Genomic DNA, 15623 nt, shown 5'->3' with positions numbered 1-15623 from the left:
TGTGTCGGAGGTCATCGTCAGACGTAATCCGCCCGGCTCAGGCCGTATTTCGCCATCTTCTCGTTCAGGGTCCGGCGTGGCAGGCAAAGCTCTTCCATCACCGCCACGATCGACCCCTTGTGCCGCCGCATCGTGTTGTCGATCAGCATCCGCTCGAAGGCTTCCACATAGTCCTTCAGGGGCTTGCCTTCCGTGGTCAGTGCCGGCCCCGAGGCCTCGTTCTCGGCCATCAGCAGGCTTGCGATCGACCCCGATCCCCGCCGGTTCTGCAACACCGCCCGCTCGGCGATGTTCACGAGCTGCCGCACGTTCCCCGGCCAGGGCGCCTGCAGCAGCTGCGCCGCCTCCTGTGCCGTCACCTGCGGCGCCTCGCAGCCGTATTCCTCGGCGAACTGCTCGCTGAGGCGGGTGAACAGTTGCAGGATGTCCTCGCCCCGCGTCCGCAGGGGCGGCAGGAGGATCGTCATCGCCCCCAGCCGGTAGAACAGGTCCGGCCGCAGCGATTGCTCCAGCGTGGTGTCGGGGGCGTGGCTGTTGCAGATCGCGATGATCCGCGTCTCGGGCGGGGTGCCCTGATCGTTGATGAAGGTCAGAAGCCGCGCTTGCAGGGCGCTCGGCATCGCCTCGATGTCCTCCAGCAACAGCGTCCCGCCCCGCGCCTCCTCGACCAGTGGCAGCGCCCCGTCCTCGCCCGGACCGAAGAGTCGCGCCGCCAGCTTGTCCTCGGACCAGGCCGCGCAGGAGATCGAGAGGAACTTCTTCGAGGCCCGCGGCCCCACCGCATGCAGCGCGTGGGCGACAAGGGTCTTGCCCGTCCCCGTCTCGCCGTCGATCAGGACGTGGCTGTCGGCCTGGCCCAGGTCGAGGATATCCTCGCGCAGCCGCTCCATCGCCGGGCTGGACCCGATCAGCTTCTTCATGATGGTCGAGCCGTCGGCGAGTTCCTTGCGCAGCGCGCGGTTGTCCAGCGTCATGCGCCGCGCCTGGGTCGCCTTCTTGGCAAGCTCGGTCATCCGGTCGGGGTTGAACGGCTTTTCCAGGAAGTCGAAGGCGCCCACCCGCATCGCCTCGACCGCCATCGGCACATCGCCATGGCCGGTGATCATGATGACCGGCAGGCCCGAATCCTGGCCCATCAGCCGCTTGAGGAAGGCCATGCCGTCCATTCCCGGCATCTTGATGTCGCTGACCACGACGCCCTGGAAATCCGGGCCGATCGCCTTCAGCGCGTCCTCGGCGCTGGCGTAGGTTTCCGTGTCGAACCCCGACAGCGCCAGCCACTGGCTGATCGACTGCCGCATGTCCGCCTCGTCATCGACGATCGCCACCTTCATTGCGCGGGCCATTGGGACCTCTTCATTCTGCTGCTTCCTGTCTGTTGCCGAGGATCGGCAATTGCATCTCGAACACCGCGCCGCCGCCGTCGCCGTTGCGCGCGGTCAGACGCCCGCCCAGATCGGTCACGATGCCGCTGGAGATCGCCAGGCCAAGGCCCACGCCCTCGCCCGGCTTCTTCGTCGTGTAGAACGGCTCGAAGAGGTTCTCGAGATCGGCGATCCCGTGCCCGTTGTCGCGCACCGTCAGCGTCGCGGTTTCCCCCGCCGACAACATGATCTCGATATGCGGATCCTTGATGTCCTTGGTGGCATCCAGCGCGTTGCGCAAGAGATTGATGATGACCTGCTCCAGCCGCAGCCGGTCGGCCATCACCATCACCGGCTGACGTGGCAGGCCCCGGCTGATCTTGACGACGCGCGCCTTCAGCTGCGGTTCCATCATCGCCAGTGCCGAAGAGACACAGGCGCGAAGATCAACCTCCTCAAAGGCTTCGCCGCCCTTCCTCGCGTAAGACTTCAGCTGCCGCGTGATCGCGCCCATCCGCTCGATCAGGTCATCGACCCGCTGAAAGCTGGACAAGGCCTCTTCCACCCGCTTGCGCTGCAACAGCAGCCGTGCGCCGGCGAGGTAGGTCTTCATCGCCGCGAGCGGCTGGTTCAGCTCGTGGCTGACCGCGGCCGACATCTCGCCGAGCGCGGCCAGTTTCGAGGACTGCGCCAGTGTCAGCTCGGCGACCTCCAGGTCCTTCTTCACCTTCTCGCGTTCCGCGATGGCCCGTTGCAGCCGCGCATTCAGAAGCCGCAGTTCCGCCGATTCCCGCTGATAGGACAGCGACCGCGACCAGGCCCGCCGCGACAGGAGGTAGAAGGTGAAGGCCATCAGGATCGCAAACCCCATGATCTCCAGCGCCAGGATCCCGTTCACCTGCTCGCGCACCGATCCATAGGCGGTGAAGGTGGCGATCTTCCAGCCGCGGAACGGCACCCGCGCCTCGGTCCGCATCACCGCCTCGCCGCGGACATAGGCGTCGGGCGGCTCCTGCGCCCATTCCGCCGTGGCCCGCAGCGCCCGCGCGATGGCCGAGGGCGGATCGCGCAGCGCCAGCGCCTCGGACATGGGCAGGCCACGCCAGCGCGGCTCGGTCGAGAGCATCACCGTGCCCTCGCTGTCGGTGACCATCACCGCGTCCTGCAGGCCCGCCCAGGCGCGTTCGTATTTCATCAGATCGACGGATACGATGATGACACCCAAGACGCGCGAATCGGCGGTGATCGCCCTCGAATACAGAAAGTCGAAACCGCCCGCGTCGCGCTTGACCGGGGTGAAGATCGTGTCCTTGATGCGCTGCGCCGTCACGAAATAGGCCGCGTTGCGGTGGTTGGTGCCCAGGACGTTCCGGTTCGTCGCGCCGACGACCCGGCCCGAGGCATCGACCAGCCGGATCGAGGCCACCCCGAGTTCCGTCTGCAGCGCGATCAGCTTGGCCGACGTGCCCGAGAAGTTGCCCGCCTTCAGCGCCGAGATCAGGTCGGGGTCGTTCGACAAGAGAAGCGGCACGACCGAGGTCCGCTGCAATTCCGCCATCAGGTTCCCGGTATACAGCGCCAGCCGCACCTCGGCCCGGCTGCGGGTGTCGGCGGTGTAGCGGTCGGTCAACAGCCGGTTCGACACCAGCACCACCACGATAGCCAGCATGACCAGGAAGGCCACGGCCAGCTTTGCGCGCCAAGGCAGGCCCGGCGCGCTGGGTGCGATCGTGCTGGTATCGGTTGCAGTCATTGGGACAGAGTAGGCCCCGTCCGGGGTGGTCTCAAGCCGAAGGGGCTCAGGCCAGCGCCATCCCGCGCATCAGCGAGGCGAACAGCCCCTTGCCGTCCGCGCTGCCCAGCGCGGCCTCGGTCGCGCGTTCGGGATGTGGCATCATCCCCAGCACGCGGCGGTTCTCCGACAGGACGCCCGCGATGTCGGCCATGCTGCCGTTGGGGTTCTCGGCGTAGGTAAAGGCGATGCGATCCTCGCCCTTCAGCCGCGCCAGACCTTCGGCGTCGATGGTGTAGTTGCCGTCGTGATGCGCGACGGGGATGCGGAGCTCCTGCCCCTTCGTGTAGGCGCTGGTGAAGTCGGACTGCACCGTCCCGACCCGCAGCGTCACCGTGCGGCAGACGAATTTCAGCGTCGCGTTGCGCATCAGCACGCCGGGCAGCAGGCCCATCTCGGTGATGACCTGGAACCCGTTGCAGATGCCCAGCACATAGCCGCCACGCGCGGCATGGGCGCGGATCGCCCCGCTGATCGGCGACTGCGCCGCGATCGCGCCGCAGCGCAGATAGTCGCCAAAGCTGAACCCCCCCGGCACCCCCACCACATCGACGCCGGCCGGCAATTCGCTGTCCTTGTGCCAGACCCGCGCCACCTCGAACCCCGCGCCTTCGAAGGCCACGGCCAGATCGCGGTCGCAGTTCGACCCGGGGAAGGTGACGACGGCGGCTTTCATCGGGGCGACTCCCTGTTCGGACTGGCCGCCTGATAGCGCAGGTCGCCGCAAAGGGCCAGAGCTTGCACCCCGCACCGCAGGCGCTAGGCTTGCGACATGCTGGATGCCGCCCCCCTCTCTGCCCTGCGCGCGATCTTCGCCGACCGGGCCTCGGTTGCCGAGGCCGTCCTTGCCGAACATGCGCAAAGCGAAAGCCTCGTCTCTGCCGGACGCCCTGACGCCGTGGTCTTTCCCCGCACAACCGAAGAAGTCTCGGCGCTGGCCCGCTGGGCCACGGCGCATCGCCTGCCCTTGATCGGCTGGGGCGCGGGCACCTCGCTGGAAGGCCACGCGCTGGCTGTCGCAGGCGGGGTGGTGGTGGACTTCCGCGAGATGGCCGCCGTTGTCGAGGTCCGGGCCGAGGACCGGCTGGTCCGCGTCCAGCCCGGCCTTTCGCGCGAGGCGCTGAACCGCGAACTGCGCACCACCGGCCTGATGTTCCCGGTCGATCCCGGCGCCAATGCCTCGCTGGGCGGCATGGCCGCGACCCGCGCCTCCGGGACGACCGCGGTGCGCTATGGCACGATGCGCGACAATGTGCGGGGGCTTGAGGTGGTGCTGGCCGACGGGCGGGTAATCCGCACCGGCACCGCCGCCCCGAAATCCGCCGCCGGCTACGACCTGACCGCGCTCTTCGTCGGCTCCGAGGGCACGCTCGGCCTGATCACCGAGCTGACCCTGCGCCTCCACGGCCAGCCCGAGGCGGTGATGACCGCTGTGGCCGCCTTCCCCTCGGTCGGCGCGGCGGTAGATTGCGTGATGGCCACGATGCAGATGGGCCTTGCCCCGGCACGGATCGAGTTTCTCGACACCGACACCGTCGCCGCCTGCAACGCCTATTCGGCGCTCTCCCTGCCCCCTGCCCCGCAGCTGCTGGTCGAATTCCACGGCCACCCGCAGGGCCTGGCCGAGGACGTCAGCCGCTTCCGCGACCTCGCCGCCGGGTTCGGCGCGGCGGGCCTCGACTGGGCCGAGCGGGCCGAGGACCGCAGCCGCCTCTGGGCCGCGCGGCATGCGGCCTATCGGGCGATCCTCGCGTCGCGGCCGGGGGCACGGGCGGTGGTGACCGATCTTTGCGTGCCGATCTCGCGGCTGGCCGAGGCGGTAGAGGAGACCCGCGCCGACATCGCCGCCTCGGGCATCCCGGGGCCGATCCTCGGCCATGTCGGCGACGGCAATTTCCACGCGATCCTGATGGTCGATCCGGGGTCCGAGGCCGAAATCGCCACCGCCAAGGCGCTCGCGCAGCGGATGGCCGACCGGGCGCTGCGGCTCGGGGGCACGATCACCGGGGAACACGGGGTGGGATTCGGCAAACGGCCCCTGATGGCGGCCGAACACGGAGAAGGCTGGGGGATCATGGGCGATGTGAAACGCGCCCTCGATCCCCTGGGGCTGATGAACCCCGGCAAGCTGGTGCCGGGGTGAGGCTCAGAAATAGGGATGCGGCTGGCGGAACAGGCCGCGGTCGATTTCGCGCTCGCGGCGTTCCAGGTCGATCCGCGAGACCGCGCCTTCCAGATAGGCGAGCTCGCGCGCGGTCAGCGCGCCGGGGGCCTGGGCCGGAAACAGGGATTTCAACAGGTTGATCATGGTGCTGCCCTTTCTTCTTGTGCCGAAGATAGGACGCCGCAGCGCAGCATTGTAGCGTCAGGGCGGCAATTCCGCCATGCACCTGCCGCATAGGCCGTTACAAAACTGCCGTATCTCGCGTCAGGCTGCCTGTCCGGCAAGCAAGGCCCGTGCCGCCGCCCGCGCGGCCTCGGTCACCGTGTCGCCGGCCAGCATCCGGGCGATTTCCTCGACCCGCTCCGCCTCGCCCAGGCCGCTGACGGTGGACAGGGTCTGATCCCCCGCCACCCGCTTTTCCACCCGCCAGTGCCGCGTGCCGAAGGCCGCGACCTGCGGGGAATGGGTCACCACCAGCACCTGCGCGCCCGCCGCCAGCGCCTTCAGCCGCCGGCCGACTGCATCCGCCGTGGCCCCGCCCACACCCCGGTCGATCTCGTCGAAGATCAGCGTGACGCCCGGAGTGTCGCCGGTCAGGCAGACCTTCAGCGCCAGCAGGAACCGGCTGAGTTCACCGCCCGAGGCGATCCGGTTCAAGGGCCCCGCCGGCGCACCGGGGTTGGTGGCGACGGTAAAGGTCACGGCGTCCACGCCCTCGGGGCCCGGCTCGCCCGCCGCGATCTCGGTTGCAAAGACCGCACGTTCCATCTTCAGGGGCGCGAGTTCCGCCGCCATCGCGGCATCGAGCCGCGCCGCCGCCGCGCGCCGCGCCGCCGTCACCCGCGCCGCCTCGGCGGCATAGGCCGCCTCGGCCTCGTCCACCGCCTTGCCAAGCCTGGCAAGCCCGGCCGCGCCGGCGTCGATCGCCGCCAGCCGCGCCCGCAGGCCGTCCGCGAACCCGCCCAGATCGTCCGGCAGCACCCCATGCTTGCGCGCCAGCGCCCGGATCGCGAACAGCCGCTCCTCGACCCGCTCCAGCTCGCCGGGATCGAAATCCAGCGCCTCCAGCGCGCGCTCCACCCCGGACTGCGCCTCGCCCAGTTCGATGAGCGCGCGGTTCAGCGCCTCCAGAGGCGCGTCGAGCCGACCCTCGGCCTTCTCCGCCGCCCCGTCCAGCCAGCGCAGGGCGTCGCGCATCCGGCCCTCGGCGCCCTCTTCCGACAGCGCGGCCAGGGCGCGGGCCACGTCCTCGCGGATCCGCGCCGCCCCCTGCATCAGCCGGCGCCGGGCATCCAGCGCCGCATCCTCGCCCGGCTCGGGCCGCAGCCTGTCCAGTTCCGCCACCGCATGGCGCAGGAACTCCTCTTCCGCCGCCGCCCGCGCCAGCGCGCCCTCGGCCTCGGCCAGGGCGGCCCTTGCCGCGCGCTGCGCCGCCCAGGCGGCACGCAGGGGCGCCAGATCAAGGCCCGCATAGGCATCCAGCAGCGCCCGATGCCCGCGCGGGTTCAAGAGGCCCCGGTCGTCGTGCTGGCCGTGGAGTTCCACCAGCCGGTCCGACAGGTCGCGCAGCACCTCGCCCGAGACGCGGCGGTCGTTGACCCAGGCAGTCTTGCGCCCGTCGGCGCTGTTGACCCGGCGCAGGATCAGCTCGTCCTCCGCCTCGATCCCCGCCTCCTCCAGCACCTCTCGCGCGGGATGGGCGGGGGGCAGGTCGAAGGCCGCCGTCACCTCGCCCTGCGCCGCGCCCTGACGGACCAGTTCCGCCCGGCCCCGCCAGCCCAGCACGAATCCCAGCGCGTCGAGGAGAATCGACTTGCCCGCCCCGGTCTCGCCGGTCAGCACGTTCAGCCCCGGGCCGAGATCGAGGCTCAGCCGGTCGATGATCAGCACATCGCGGATGTCCAGGCTACGCAGCATGAGATGGCCCGTAGGGTGCGCATTCATTGCGCACCATGCTTACAGCCACTCGCCGCGCACCATCTGGCGGTAGATCGTGCGCAGCCAGCCCTCGCCTTTGGCTTCCGGGGACAGTCCCTTGCCCTTCAGCAGGCGGAAGCTGTCCTCGTAAAACGGCGAGGACTGGTAGTTGTGCCCCAGGATCGCCGCCGCCGTCTGCGCCTCGTCAGTCAGGCCCAGTGCCAGATAGGCCTCGACCAGCCGGTGCAGCGCCTCGGCCGTGTGCGAGGTGGTCTGGAAGTCGGCGACCACGGTGCGGAAGCGGTTGATTGCCGCGGCATAGTGCCGGCGCTTCAGGTAATAGCGTCCGACCTCCATCTCCTTCGCGGCAAGCTGGTCGAAGGCCAGTTCGAACTTCAGCATGGCCGACCGGGCATATTCGCTGTCGGGATAGGTCTCGATCACGTCGCGCATGCCCTTCAGGGCCTGGAAGGTCACGCCCTGGTCGCGGCCCACGTCGTCGATCTGGTCGTAATAGGACAGCGCCATGAGGTAGAGCGCATAGGGCGCATCCTCGTCGCCGGGGTAGAAGTCGAGGAAGCGCTGCGCCGCGTCGCGGGCCTCGGGATACTGCCTTGCCTTGTGATGGGTGTAGGCCTGCATGATCAAGGCACGTTTGGCGTATTCCGTGTAGGGATAAAGCCGCTCCACCTCCTGGAAGTAGATCAGCGAATCCTTCGCGCGCTTGCCGGTAGCAAGTTCCAGCTCGCCCTTCTTGTAGATCTCTTCCGCGGTATAGCTTTCCAGCGGGCGTTCATTGCTGCCGCCGCCTGCACAGCCGCTCAGCAGGGCAACCAGAAGCGCCGTCTTTAGGAACCCCGCGCCGGGCCTTCTGCCTGACATTCTTCGCCTATCCAACCTCAGCCCGGGCAGTTTGCCCTGTTCTTGGCTCGTGTGTTCGGCTCGTCCTAGCACAGAAAAATCCGGCGCGCAAAACGCCTTTGTCGTCCAGACGAAGGTTCAGTTGACGGCGTTGCGCGCGGGCAAATCGGCCGGAAGCACGCCCACGCCCGGCAGTTTGCCCAGCGTGCCGGGCCCGCAATCGACGATCTCGTAGGCCAGGGGATTCGCAAAAAGCGTCCGCAACAGGCGGTTGGTCAGGGCATGGCCGGCCCGCTCACCGACATAGCGTCCCAGGATCGGCCCTCCGGCAAGCGACAGGTCACCGACCGCATCAAGCATCTTGTGGCGTACCGGCTCGTCCGCGTGACGCAAGCCGCCCGGAGACAGCACCCGGTCGCCCGAGAACACGACGGCATTCTCCAGCGTGCCGCCCAGCGCCAGGCCACGGGCCCGCATCGCGTCAACGTCGGACTGGCGGCAGAAGGTGCGGCTGTCGGACAGTTCGCGCACGAAGGCGCCGTTGGCCATGTTCAGCCGACGCTCCTGCACCCCGATCGCCCGGTCCTCGAAGTCGATGCGGAAGTCGATCTCCAGCATCTCTGCCGGTTCCAGCCGCGCCACGGCATCGCCCTCGCGCACCTCGACCGGGGCAAGGATCCGCACAGCGCGGACCGGCAGGTCCTGTTCGTCCAGTCCGGCGGCCATGAAGCCCGCGATGAACGGCGCGGCCGAGCCGTCAAGGATCGGCACTTCCGGCGCGTCGATCTCGATCAGCGCATTGCTGATCGCCAGCCCCGCCAGCGCCGCCATCAGGTGTTCGATGGTCGAAACCGAAACGCCGTCGGCGTTCTCTATCACCGTGCACAGCCGCGAGGGCGTGACGGCGTCCCACCGCGCCGGGACCATCGCGTCGCGGTCGGAGGACACATCGGTGCGGCGAAACCAGATCCCGTGATCCGCTGGGGCAGGATGCACCACCATGCGCACCGGTGCACCGCAATGCAGACCAAGGCCGGCAAAGGCCGCAGGGTGTTTCAGGGTATACTGCACGTCTCGCTTGACCTCGACTGCGGCGGTTGGCTCGCCCGCCTGCGCTTTCACGTTAGCTATTCGGTAAGGTCTGCGATCTCAACTCACTCTTTGTGACGGTATGTGTCAGATGTGAAATGCTCGGCAACTCCTTGCCGAAAAAGAGAAAAGGCCCGGTTTCCCGGGCCAGTCTCCACAGGATCGCCGCGTTCTTCTCAGTTGGCCTGGCGGCGCAGAAAGGCGGGAATCTCGATCCGGTCCTGATCCGACCCCATGTCGTGATCGTCATCGTAGGAAGTCACTGGCGGCTGGGTACGGCCCGCCGGCGAGGCGGCGCTGCCGGCCTCGAGGTGACCCGCCATCCGGTTGATCAGCGACCCGATGCCAAAGCGCGGCTTCGCTGCGGCGGCGGCGGCAGGTGCGGCGGCGGCGGGCGCGGCCGCGACCGGGGTCGGACGGCCCGGACGGCCCGCCGCGCTGCCGGGACGGTTGACCGCAGCCTGCAACCGGGCGAGAGCTTCGGGCGAGGGCTGCCCTGCCACCCGCGGACGCGGCGCGACGAAGGCACCCGGATCGGCTTCGATCGCGGCCGGGGTGGAGCGCACCAGCGTCGGCTGCGCCGGGGCCTGCGGCCGGTAGGCCGGCGGCGGCAGGTCGTCCTCGACCGCCATCTCGTCAGCCTCCATGTCGGCCCTCGAGGCAGCAGCATCGAAGGCGGCATCCGCAACCGAGGTGATATCGTCATCGAACACGTTGCGGTCTTCCATCGCCGGCGCGGCGACCGGAGCCTGGACCGGGGCTGCCGCACGCGGCGCCTCCGGCTCGGGCGCGGGGGCCAGCGTCAGGGGCCGCTCCATCGAACGGCGCGCAACAGGGGTTTCGGCCTTGTTCGCTGCCGAAGCGTCGATTCCCGTCGCCACCACCGAGACACGGATCCGGCCCTCCATCGCGGTGTCCAGCGTGGAACCGACGATGATGTTGGCCTCGGGGTCCACCTTCTCGCGGATGATGTTGGCAGCCTCGTCCAGCTCGAACAGGGTCAGGTCATGCCCGCCGGTGATGTTGATCAGCACGCCCTTGGCGCCATTCAGGCTGATCTCGTCGAGAAGCGGGTTGGCGATCGCCTTTTCCGCCGCCTGCACCGCGCGGTCCTCGCCGGTGGCCTCGCCGGTGCCCATCATCGCCTTGCCCATCTCGTCCATCACCGCACGCACGTCGGCGAAGTCGAGGTTGATGAGACCCGGCCGCACCATCAGGTCGGTCACGCCCTTCACGCCCTGATACAGCACGTCATCGGCCATGGCGAAGGCTTCGGTGAAGGTGGTGCGCTCATTCGCCAGCCGGAACAGGTTCTGGTTCGGGATGATGATCAGCGTATCGACGACCTTCTGAAGCGCCTCTATGCCCTCTTCGGCCTGCCGCATCCGCTTGGCGCCCTCGAACTGGAAGGGCTTGGTCACGACGCCGACGGTCAGCACCCCCAGCTCGCGCGCGGCCTGCGCGATGATCGGGGCCGCGCCGGTTCCGGTGCCACCGCCCATGCCGGCGGTGATGAAGCACATGTGCGCGCCCGCCAGGTGGTCGACGATTTCCTCGATCGTCTCTTCCGCCGCAGCGGCCCCGACAGAGGGCCGCGCCCCCGCGCCAAGACCTTCCGTCGCCTTGACCCCCATCTGGATCCGCGACCCCGCCCGGCTTTGCTGCAAGGCCTGCGCATCGGTGTTGGCCACGACGAATTCGACGCCTTCCAGCGCCTTCTCGATCATGTTGTTCACCGCGTTGCCGCCCGCGCCGCCAACACCGAACACGGTGATGCGCGGCTTCAGCTCTTCACGCTCCGAAGTCATCGTCAGATTGAGTGCCATTGGGTTTGCCCGTCCGTTTGTCCGCCGCCTGTTTTATCGGGCCTTTCTCGCGCAATTCCCCTGCGGAAGGCCGACTTGTTGGTGATTCTATCCACAAGACCGCCAAAGGTCACGCAAAAACTCGCGCCAAACCACGAAATCTGGGGGTCAAATACCCGATATCAGCGGCATTTCGCCCTTCATGTGTGGATATTGTGGTCACCAGTTGTCCTTGAACCATTTGACGGCCCGCCGCAGCGATCTGGCCGGATAGCGTTCGGCCGGAATCTCGAAGTCCCACCATTCGTCCTGCGGGTGCGCCGCAAACAGGCACAGGCCCACGGCACTGGCAAAGGCCGCCCCGGTTGCCGCCTGCGGCAGGCCCTGCACGCGCAGGGGCCGGCCCAGCCGTACTCGCTGGCCAAGAATCCGCGTCGCGATCCCGTCGAGGCCCGGGATCTGGCTGCCACCGCCGGTCAGCACGATCTGCTGGCTGGGCAAGGTGTCGAAACCGGCGGCATCCAGCGTCGCACGCACCTCCTCGATGATCTCCTCGACGCGCGGACGCATGATGCCGATCAGTTCGGTCCGGCTGATCCGGCGCCGGTCCTTCTCCCAGTCGCCGCTGTCGCCGCCGATGTCGATCATCTCGCGGTCGTCCATGCCGGTCGCATAAAGCCCGCCATGGCGCGTCTTGATCCGCTCGGCCACCGACATCGGGATCTGCAACCCCTTCGAGATGTCCGAGGTCACATGATCGCCGCCCATCCGCACGCTGTCGGCATAGATCATGTGCTTCTTCATGAAGATCGAGATGCCGGTCGCGCCGCCGCCCATGTCGATGCAGGCCGCGCCCAGCTCCTGCTCGTCCTCCACGAGGCTCGAGATGCCCGAGACATAGGCCGACGAGGCCAGCCCCGCCAGTTCCAGGTCGCAGCGCTTGATGCAGTAGAGCAGGTTCTGCACCACGTCGCCATCGACCGACAGCAGGTGCATGTCCACCGCCAGCCGGTGCCCGATCTGCCCGCGCGGGTCCGCCAGGCCGGACCGATGGTCCAGCGCGAAGTTCACCGGCTGGGCGTGCAGGACCTCGCGGCCGGGGCCGAGGTCGGGCACCTCGCAAGCCGCCAGCACGCGGCTCACGTCCTGTTCGGTGACCACGCTGTCGTGCAGGTCCAGTTCGCCCGCCAGGCCATAGCTGCGCGGTTCGGCGCCCGAGAAGCAGGCGATGACGTGATCGACCCGCACGTTGGCCATCTTCTGCGCCGCCTGCACCGCGGTGCGGATCGCGCGCTCGGTCTCGTTCATCACCGCGATCTCGCCGAAGCGCACCCCGCGGCTGCGGGTGGTGGCGGCGCCGATCACCCGGAACTGGCTCTGCCCCGCCATCGGCCCGACACCGTCCTGCTCGCGCAGGCGGTCCGGCCCGTCGAAGCGCAGGATGAGACAGGCGATCTTCGAGGTGCCCACGTCGAGGATGGCGATCACGCCGCGCTGCATGGCAGCCCGCCGCATGTTACGCATGGCACGCTGGGAGGTATAGAGATCGGTCACAGTTCGTTCTCCACGGTTTCAAGTCCTTGCGCGCGGCGGACCTCGGCAAGGGCGTTCGGGGTAAGGCGAAGGGTGGGTCGGTGGTCGGACCGCAGATCCACGGTCAGGATGTCGCGGTTCATCAGGTCCTGGGCATGGTCCAGCGCCAGCAGGCGCTCCAGCGCCTGAACCGGATTGGTCTCGGGCAGAAGGATGCGCTGGTCGCGGTCCAGCACGATGTCCCAGCGCCGCTCGCCCATGCGGACGAGCCCCCGGATGCGCGGGGTCAGCGGCCCGGCAGCGGCGATCAGGTCCAGCGCCTCGGGCGTGGCGAGATCAGCCCCCTCGCCCGCGATCAGCGGCAGGTCGGCCCGGTCGGCCCGCGCCAGAAGGCCCGCGACACGATGCCCGGTCTCATCCACCAGGGTCAGCCCCTCCTCCGTGCGCCAGACGGCCACGGGCACGCGCTCGGTGATCGTCACCTGCAACACGCCGCCGGACCGGACCCGCAGATCGGCGCGCAGCACCGCGTCCAGCGCCTCGATCCGCTCCCGCGCGGCATCCAGGTCGATGTCGAAGGACGACATCGGCAAATCCAGCGCCAGCTTCGCGCGCACCGCCTCGGCCAGATCCGGCGACGCGCCCTCGATCCGGGCCAGCGAGACCCGGAACTCGGGCCGCGCCTCGAACTCCTGCCGCAGGTGGGTCAGCTGGCCGATCACCGCCTGCCGGTTCGGCTCGTGGCTGAACCACAGCGCCCCCGCACCCAGCAGCACCAGCGTCGGCAGGCCCTTCCAGACGAAGCCTCGCACATAGGGCGTCAGCATCCAGCGCTGGACGCGGTAGGCCCATCTGGACGGCGCCGGATCCTTGCGGACGCGGGGCGCGGCGGGGCGGCGGGCGATCAGCGATTGCATGAGGCGTCCTCCACCATCCAGGCGCAGAACTCGGGAAAGCTGATGCCCCGCATCGCCGCCTGTTCGGGGGCGAGCGAGGTGGGCGTCATCCCCGGCTGGGTGTTGGTCTCCAAGAGGATCAGCCCGTCCAGCCCCCGCGCCTCGTCCCAGCGGAAGTCGGTGCGGCTGACGCCCCGGCAGCCCAGCGCCTTGTGCGCCCGCAGCGCATGGTCGAGACAGGCCGCCTCGATCTCGGCCGGGATCCGCGCCGGGCACTCGTGCCGGCTGCCGCCTGGCTTGTATTTCGCGTCGTAATCGTACCAGCCGTCGGTGATGATGTCGGTGACGCCCAACGCCCGGTCGCCCATCACTGTCGTCGTCAGCTCCCGCCCCGGCACATAGGCCTCGACCATCACCACCGCCGGCATCGAGGCCGCCAGCCGCGGCGCATTCGACCCTTCGCGGACGATGTAAACCCCGACCGAGGACCCCTCGTTGTAGGGCTTAACCACATAGGGCGCGGGCAGCACATGCCGCGCCTCGACCTCGTCGCGGGTCGCCAGCACGCTTTCGACCACCGGCAGACCGGCGGCCAGATAGACCTCCTTGGTCTTGACCTTGTCCATCGCCAGGGCCGAGGCGAGAACGCCGGAATGGGTGTAGGGGATCTTCAGCCATTCCAGAATGCCCTGCACGCAGCCGTCTTCGCCCCAGCGGCCATGCAAGGCATTGAAACAGACCTCGGGTTTCAGCTCGGCCAGGCGCGCAGGCAGGTCGGGGCCGCAATCGACCTCGATCACCCTGTAACCAGCCTCCCGCAGGGCCTTGGCGCACTCGCGCCCAGAGACAAGCGACACTTCCCGCTCAGCGGAAAGCCCACCCATCAGAACCGCCACTTCGGGGGCCATCCTGCTCGATGCGCCCGCCATGCACTGCCTCATCCGGGTCTTGTGCCGACCCGTGATCCGTTATTCGCGCGGGTATTCTCCGACCCGCATGATTTCCCACTCTAGCGTGATACCGCTTGATTGGTAAACCTTTTTCCTGACCTCTTCGCCGAGATTTTCCAGATCCGCCGCCGTAGCCCCTCCGGCGTTGATCAGGAAGTTGGAATGCATGGTGGACATCTGCGCCCCACCAAGGCGCGCGCCCCGCATCCCGGCGTCGTCGATCACCTTCCAGGCCTTCAGCTCGTGCGTGTCGTCGGCGCGCCCGGTCGAGCTGAACCCGGCCGGATTGCGGAAGGTCGATCCCGCGCTCCGCTCCTTCGTGGGCTGGCTCGCGTCGCGCCGGGCGATCTGCTCGGCCATCCGTGCCTCCAGCGCCGCGGGCTCGCCCTCTGCCGCCCGGAAGGTCGCCGAGACGATGACCGCGCCCTCGGGCAGGTCGCTCTGCCGATAGCGCAGGTTCAGCGCCGCCGCAGGCAATGTCACCGCCTCGCCTGACCGCGTGACGACCCGCACGGCCTCAAGCACGTCCGCGACATAGGACCCGTAGCACCCCGCGTTCATCCGCACCGCCCCGCCGATGCTGCCGGGAATGGTGCGCAGAAAGGTCAGGTCCCGCCCCGCCTCGGCCGCGCGGCGCGCGACATGGCCATCCAGAGCGGCGGCGCCCGCGATCACCCGGTCGCCGTGAACCTCGATCCCGTTGAACCCGCGCCCCAGCCGGATCACCACCGCCCGTATGCCGCCGTCGCGCACGATCAGGTTCGACCCGACCCCCATCGGAAAGACCGGGATCGCCGGATCCAGCGCGGCCAGGAACTGCGCCAGGTCCGCCTCGTCCGCGGGCTGGAACAGCCAGTCCGCCGGCCCGCCGACGCGCAGCCAGGTCAGGTCGGCCAGCGGCCGGTTGGGCGTCAGCACGCCGCGCGTTTCGGGAAGTCCGCTCATGTCCGCCTTCTGCGGCGCTTTGGCGCGCGGCGCAAGCCCTCAGCCCCGCCAGCGCCGGGCGAGGAGGATCCCGGCCAGCGCGCCCAGCAGAACCGGGGCGGCAAAGACCAGCGCCTCGCGCAGGAAGGCCATGCCGCCGCGGAAGTCCAGTCCCCTGTCCTGCCAGCTCATCGCGATCACCGCGACCAACGCCGCCACCGGCAGCGCCAGCGCCGCGCCCCGGCCATAGCGGCGGGTCAAGAAGAAGGACAGCACCCCGGCGAACAGCACCGTAGCCCCGCCGACCGCCCAGAGGAATCCGTGCATC

General features: G+C 68.9%; 14 protein-coding genes. 1 reads left to right on the top strand and 13 read right to left on the bottom strand.

The window, feature by feature from the left end:
- Positions 1-17 precede the first annotated feature (17 nt).
- From FL625_RS11420 to purQ, 3 genes are read right to left on the bottom strand one after another with little or no spacing between them, the layout of a single operon-like run.
- Positions 18-1346, bottom strand: a complete 1329-nt coding sequence (locus tag FL625_RS11420; protein ID WP_149588806.1) for a sigma-54-dependent transcriptional regulator — start codon at positions 1344-1346, stop codon at positions 18-20.
- Positions 1347-1356: 10 nt separating this feature from the next.
- On the bottom strand, positions 1357-3117 hold the full coding sequence (locus tag FL625_RS11415) for a sensor histidine kinase (RefSeq protein WP_149588805.1): 1761 nt from the start codon (positions 3115-3117) through the stop codon (positions 1357-1359).
- 46 nt (positions 3118-3163) lie between these two features.
- On the bottom strand, positions 3164-3832 hold the full coding sequence (gene purQ, locus FL625_RS11410) for a phosphoribosylformylglycinamidine synthase subunit PurQ (protein WP_149588804.1): 669 nt from the start codon (positions 3830-3832) through the stop codon (positions 3164-3166).
- A 96-nt stretch (positions 3833-3928) separates the two neighbouring features.
- Here purQ and FL625_RS11405 point away from each other — a divergent pair, with 96 nt between their 5' ends.
- Positions 3929-5299: an FAD-binding oxidoreductase gene (locus FL625_RS11405; RefSeq protein ID WP_149588803.1), complete on the top strand. Its 1371-nt coding sequence runs from the start codon at positions 3929-3931 to the stop codon at positions 5297-5299.
- Between the two features lie 3 nt (positions 5300-5302).
- Here the strand turns inward: FL625_RS11405 and FL625_RS11400 are convergent, their stop codons facing one another.
- The 10 genes from FL625_RS11400 to FL625_RS11355 form a co-directional block, all read right to left on the bottom strand.
- On the bottom strand, positions 5303-5464 hold the full coding sequence (locus FL625_RS11400) for a DUF3563 family protein (protein ID WP_149588802.1): 162 nt from the start codon (positions 5462-5464) through the stop codon (positions 5303-5305).
- Positions 5465-5584: 120 nt separating this feature from the next.
- On the bottom strand, positions 5585-7237 hold the full coding sequence (gene recN / locus FL625_RS11395) for a DNA repair protein RecN (RefSeq protein WP_149588801.1): 1653 nt from the start codon (positions 7235-7237) through the stop codon (positions 5585-5587).
- A 39-nt stretch (positions 7238-7276) separates the two neighbouring features.
- Entirely contained in the window at positions 7277-8119 is an 843-nt protein-coding gene (locus FL625_RS11390; RefSeq protein WP_149588800.1) for an outer membrane protein assembly factor BamD, read from the bottom strand.
- Positions 8120-8236: 117 nt separating this feature from the next.
- Entirely contained in the window at positions 8237-9169 is a 933-nt protein-coding gene (gene lpxC / locus FL625_RS11385) for a UDP-3-O-acyl-N-acetylglucosamine deacetylase (RefSeq protein WP_149588877.1), read from the bottom strand.
- Between the two features lie 194 nt (positions 9170-9363).
- The gene (ftsZ, locus tag FL625_RS11380) at positions 9364-11013 is read right to left on the bottom strand and encodes a cell division protein FtsZ (RefSeq protein WP_149588799.1); all 1650 of its coding nucleotides are present in this window, start codon (positions 11011-11013) and stop codon (positions 9364-9366) included.
- 198 nt (positions 11014-11211) lie between these two features.
- A complete protein-coding gene (ftsA, locus tag FL625_RS11375) occupies positions 11212-12546 on the bottom strand; it encodes a cell division protein FtsA (protein WP_149588798.1) in 1335 nt (444 codons plus the stop codon).
- Positions 12543-13442, bottom strand: a complete 900-nt coding sequence (locus tag FL625_RS11370) for a cell division protein FtsQ/DivIB (RefSeq protein ID WP_149588797.1) — start codon at positions 13440-13442, stop codon at positions 12543-12545. The genes ftsA and FL625_RS11370 overlap by 4 nt, the downstream gene beginning before the upstream one ends.
- Entirely contained in the window at positions 13430-14350 is a 921-nt protein-coding gene (locus FL625_RS11365; protein WP_149588796.1) for a D-alanine--D-alanine ligase, read from the bottom strand. The genes FL625_RS11370 and FL625_RS11365 overlap by 13 nt, the downstream gene beginning before the upstream one ends.
- A 39-nt stretch (positions 14351-14389) precedes the next feature.
- Positions 14390-15316: a UDP-N-acetylmuramate dehydrogenase gene (gene murB, locus FL625_RS11360; protein WP_149588795.1), complete on the bottom strand. Its 927-nt coding sequence runs from the start codon at positions 15314-15316 to the stop codon at positions 14390-14392.
- Between the two features lie 39 nt (positions 15317-15355).
- Positions 15356-15622: a hypothetical protein gene (locus tag FL625_RS11355; protein WP_149588794.1), complete on the bottom strand. Its 267-nt coding sequence runs from the start codon at positions 15620-15622 to the stop codon at positions 15356-15358.
- Position 15623: the final 1 nt, after the last annotated feature.

The sequence above is a fragment of the Tabrizicola flagellatus genome, assembly GCF_008271465.1.
Classification (GTDB): Bacteria; Pseudomonadota; Alphaproteobacteria; order Rhodobacterales; family Rhodobacteraceae; genus Tabrizicola; species Tabrizicola flagellata.
Note: the sequence above shows the minus strand (reverse complement) of the source record. Positions and strands in the feature narration are given on the sequence as shown.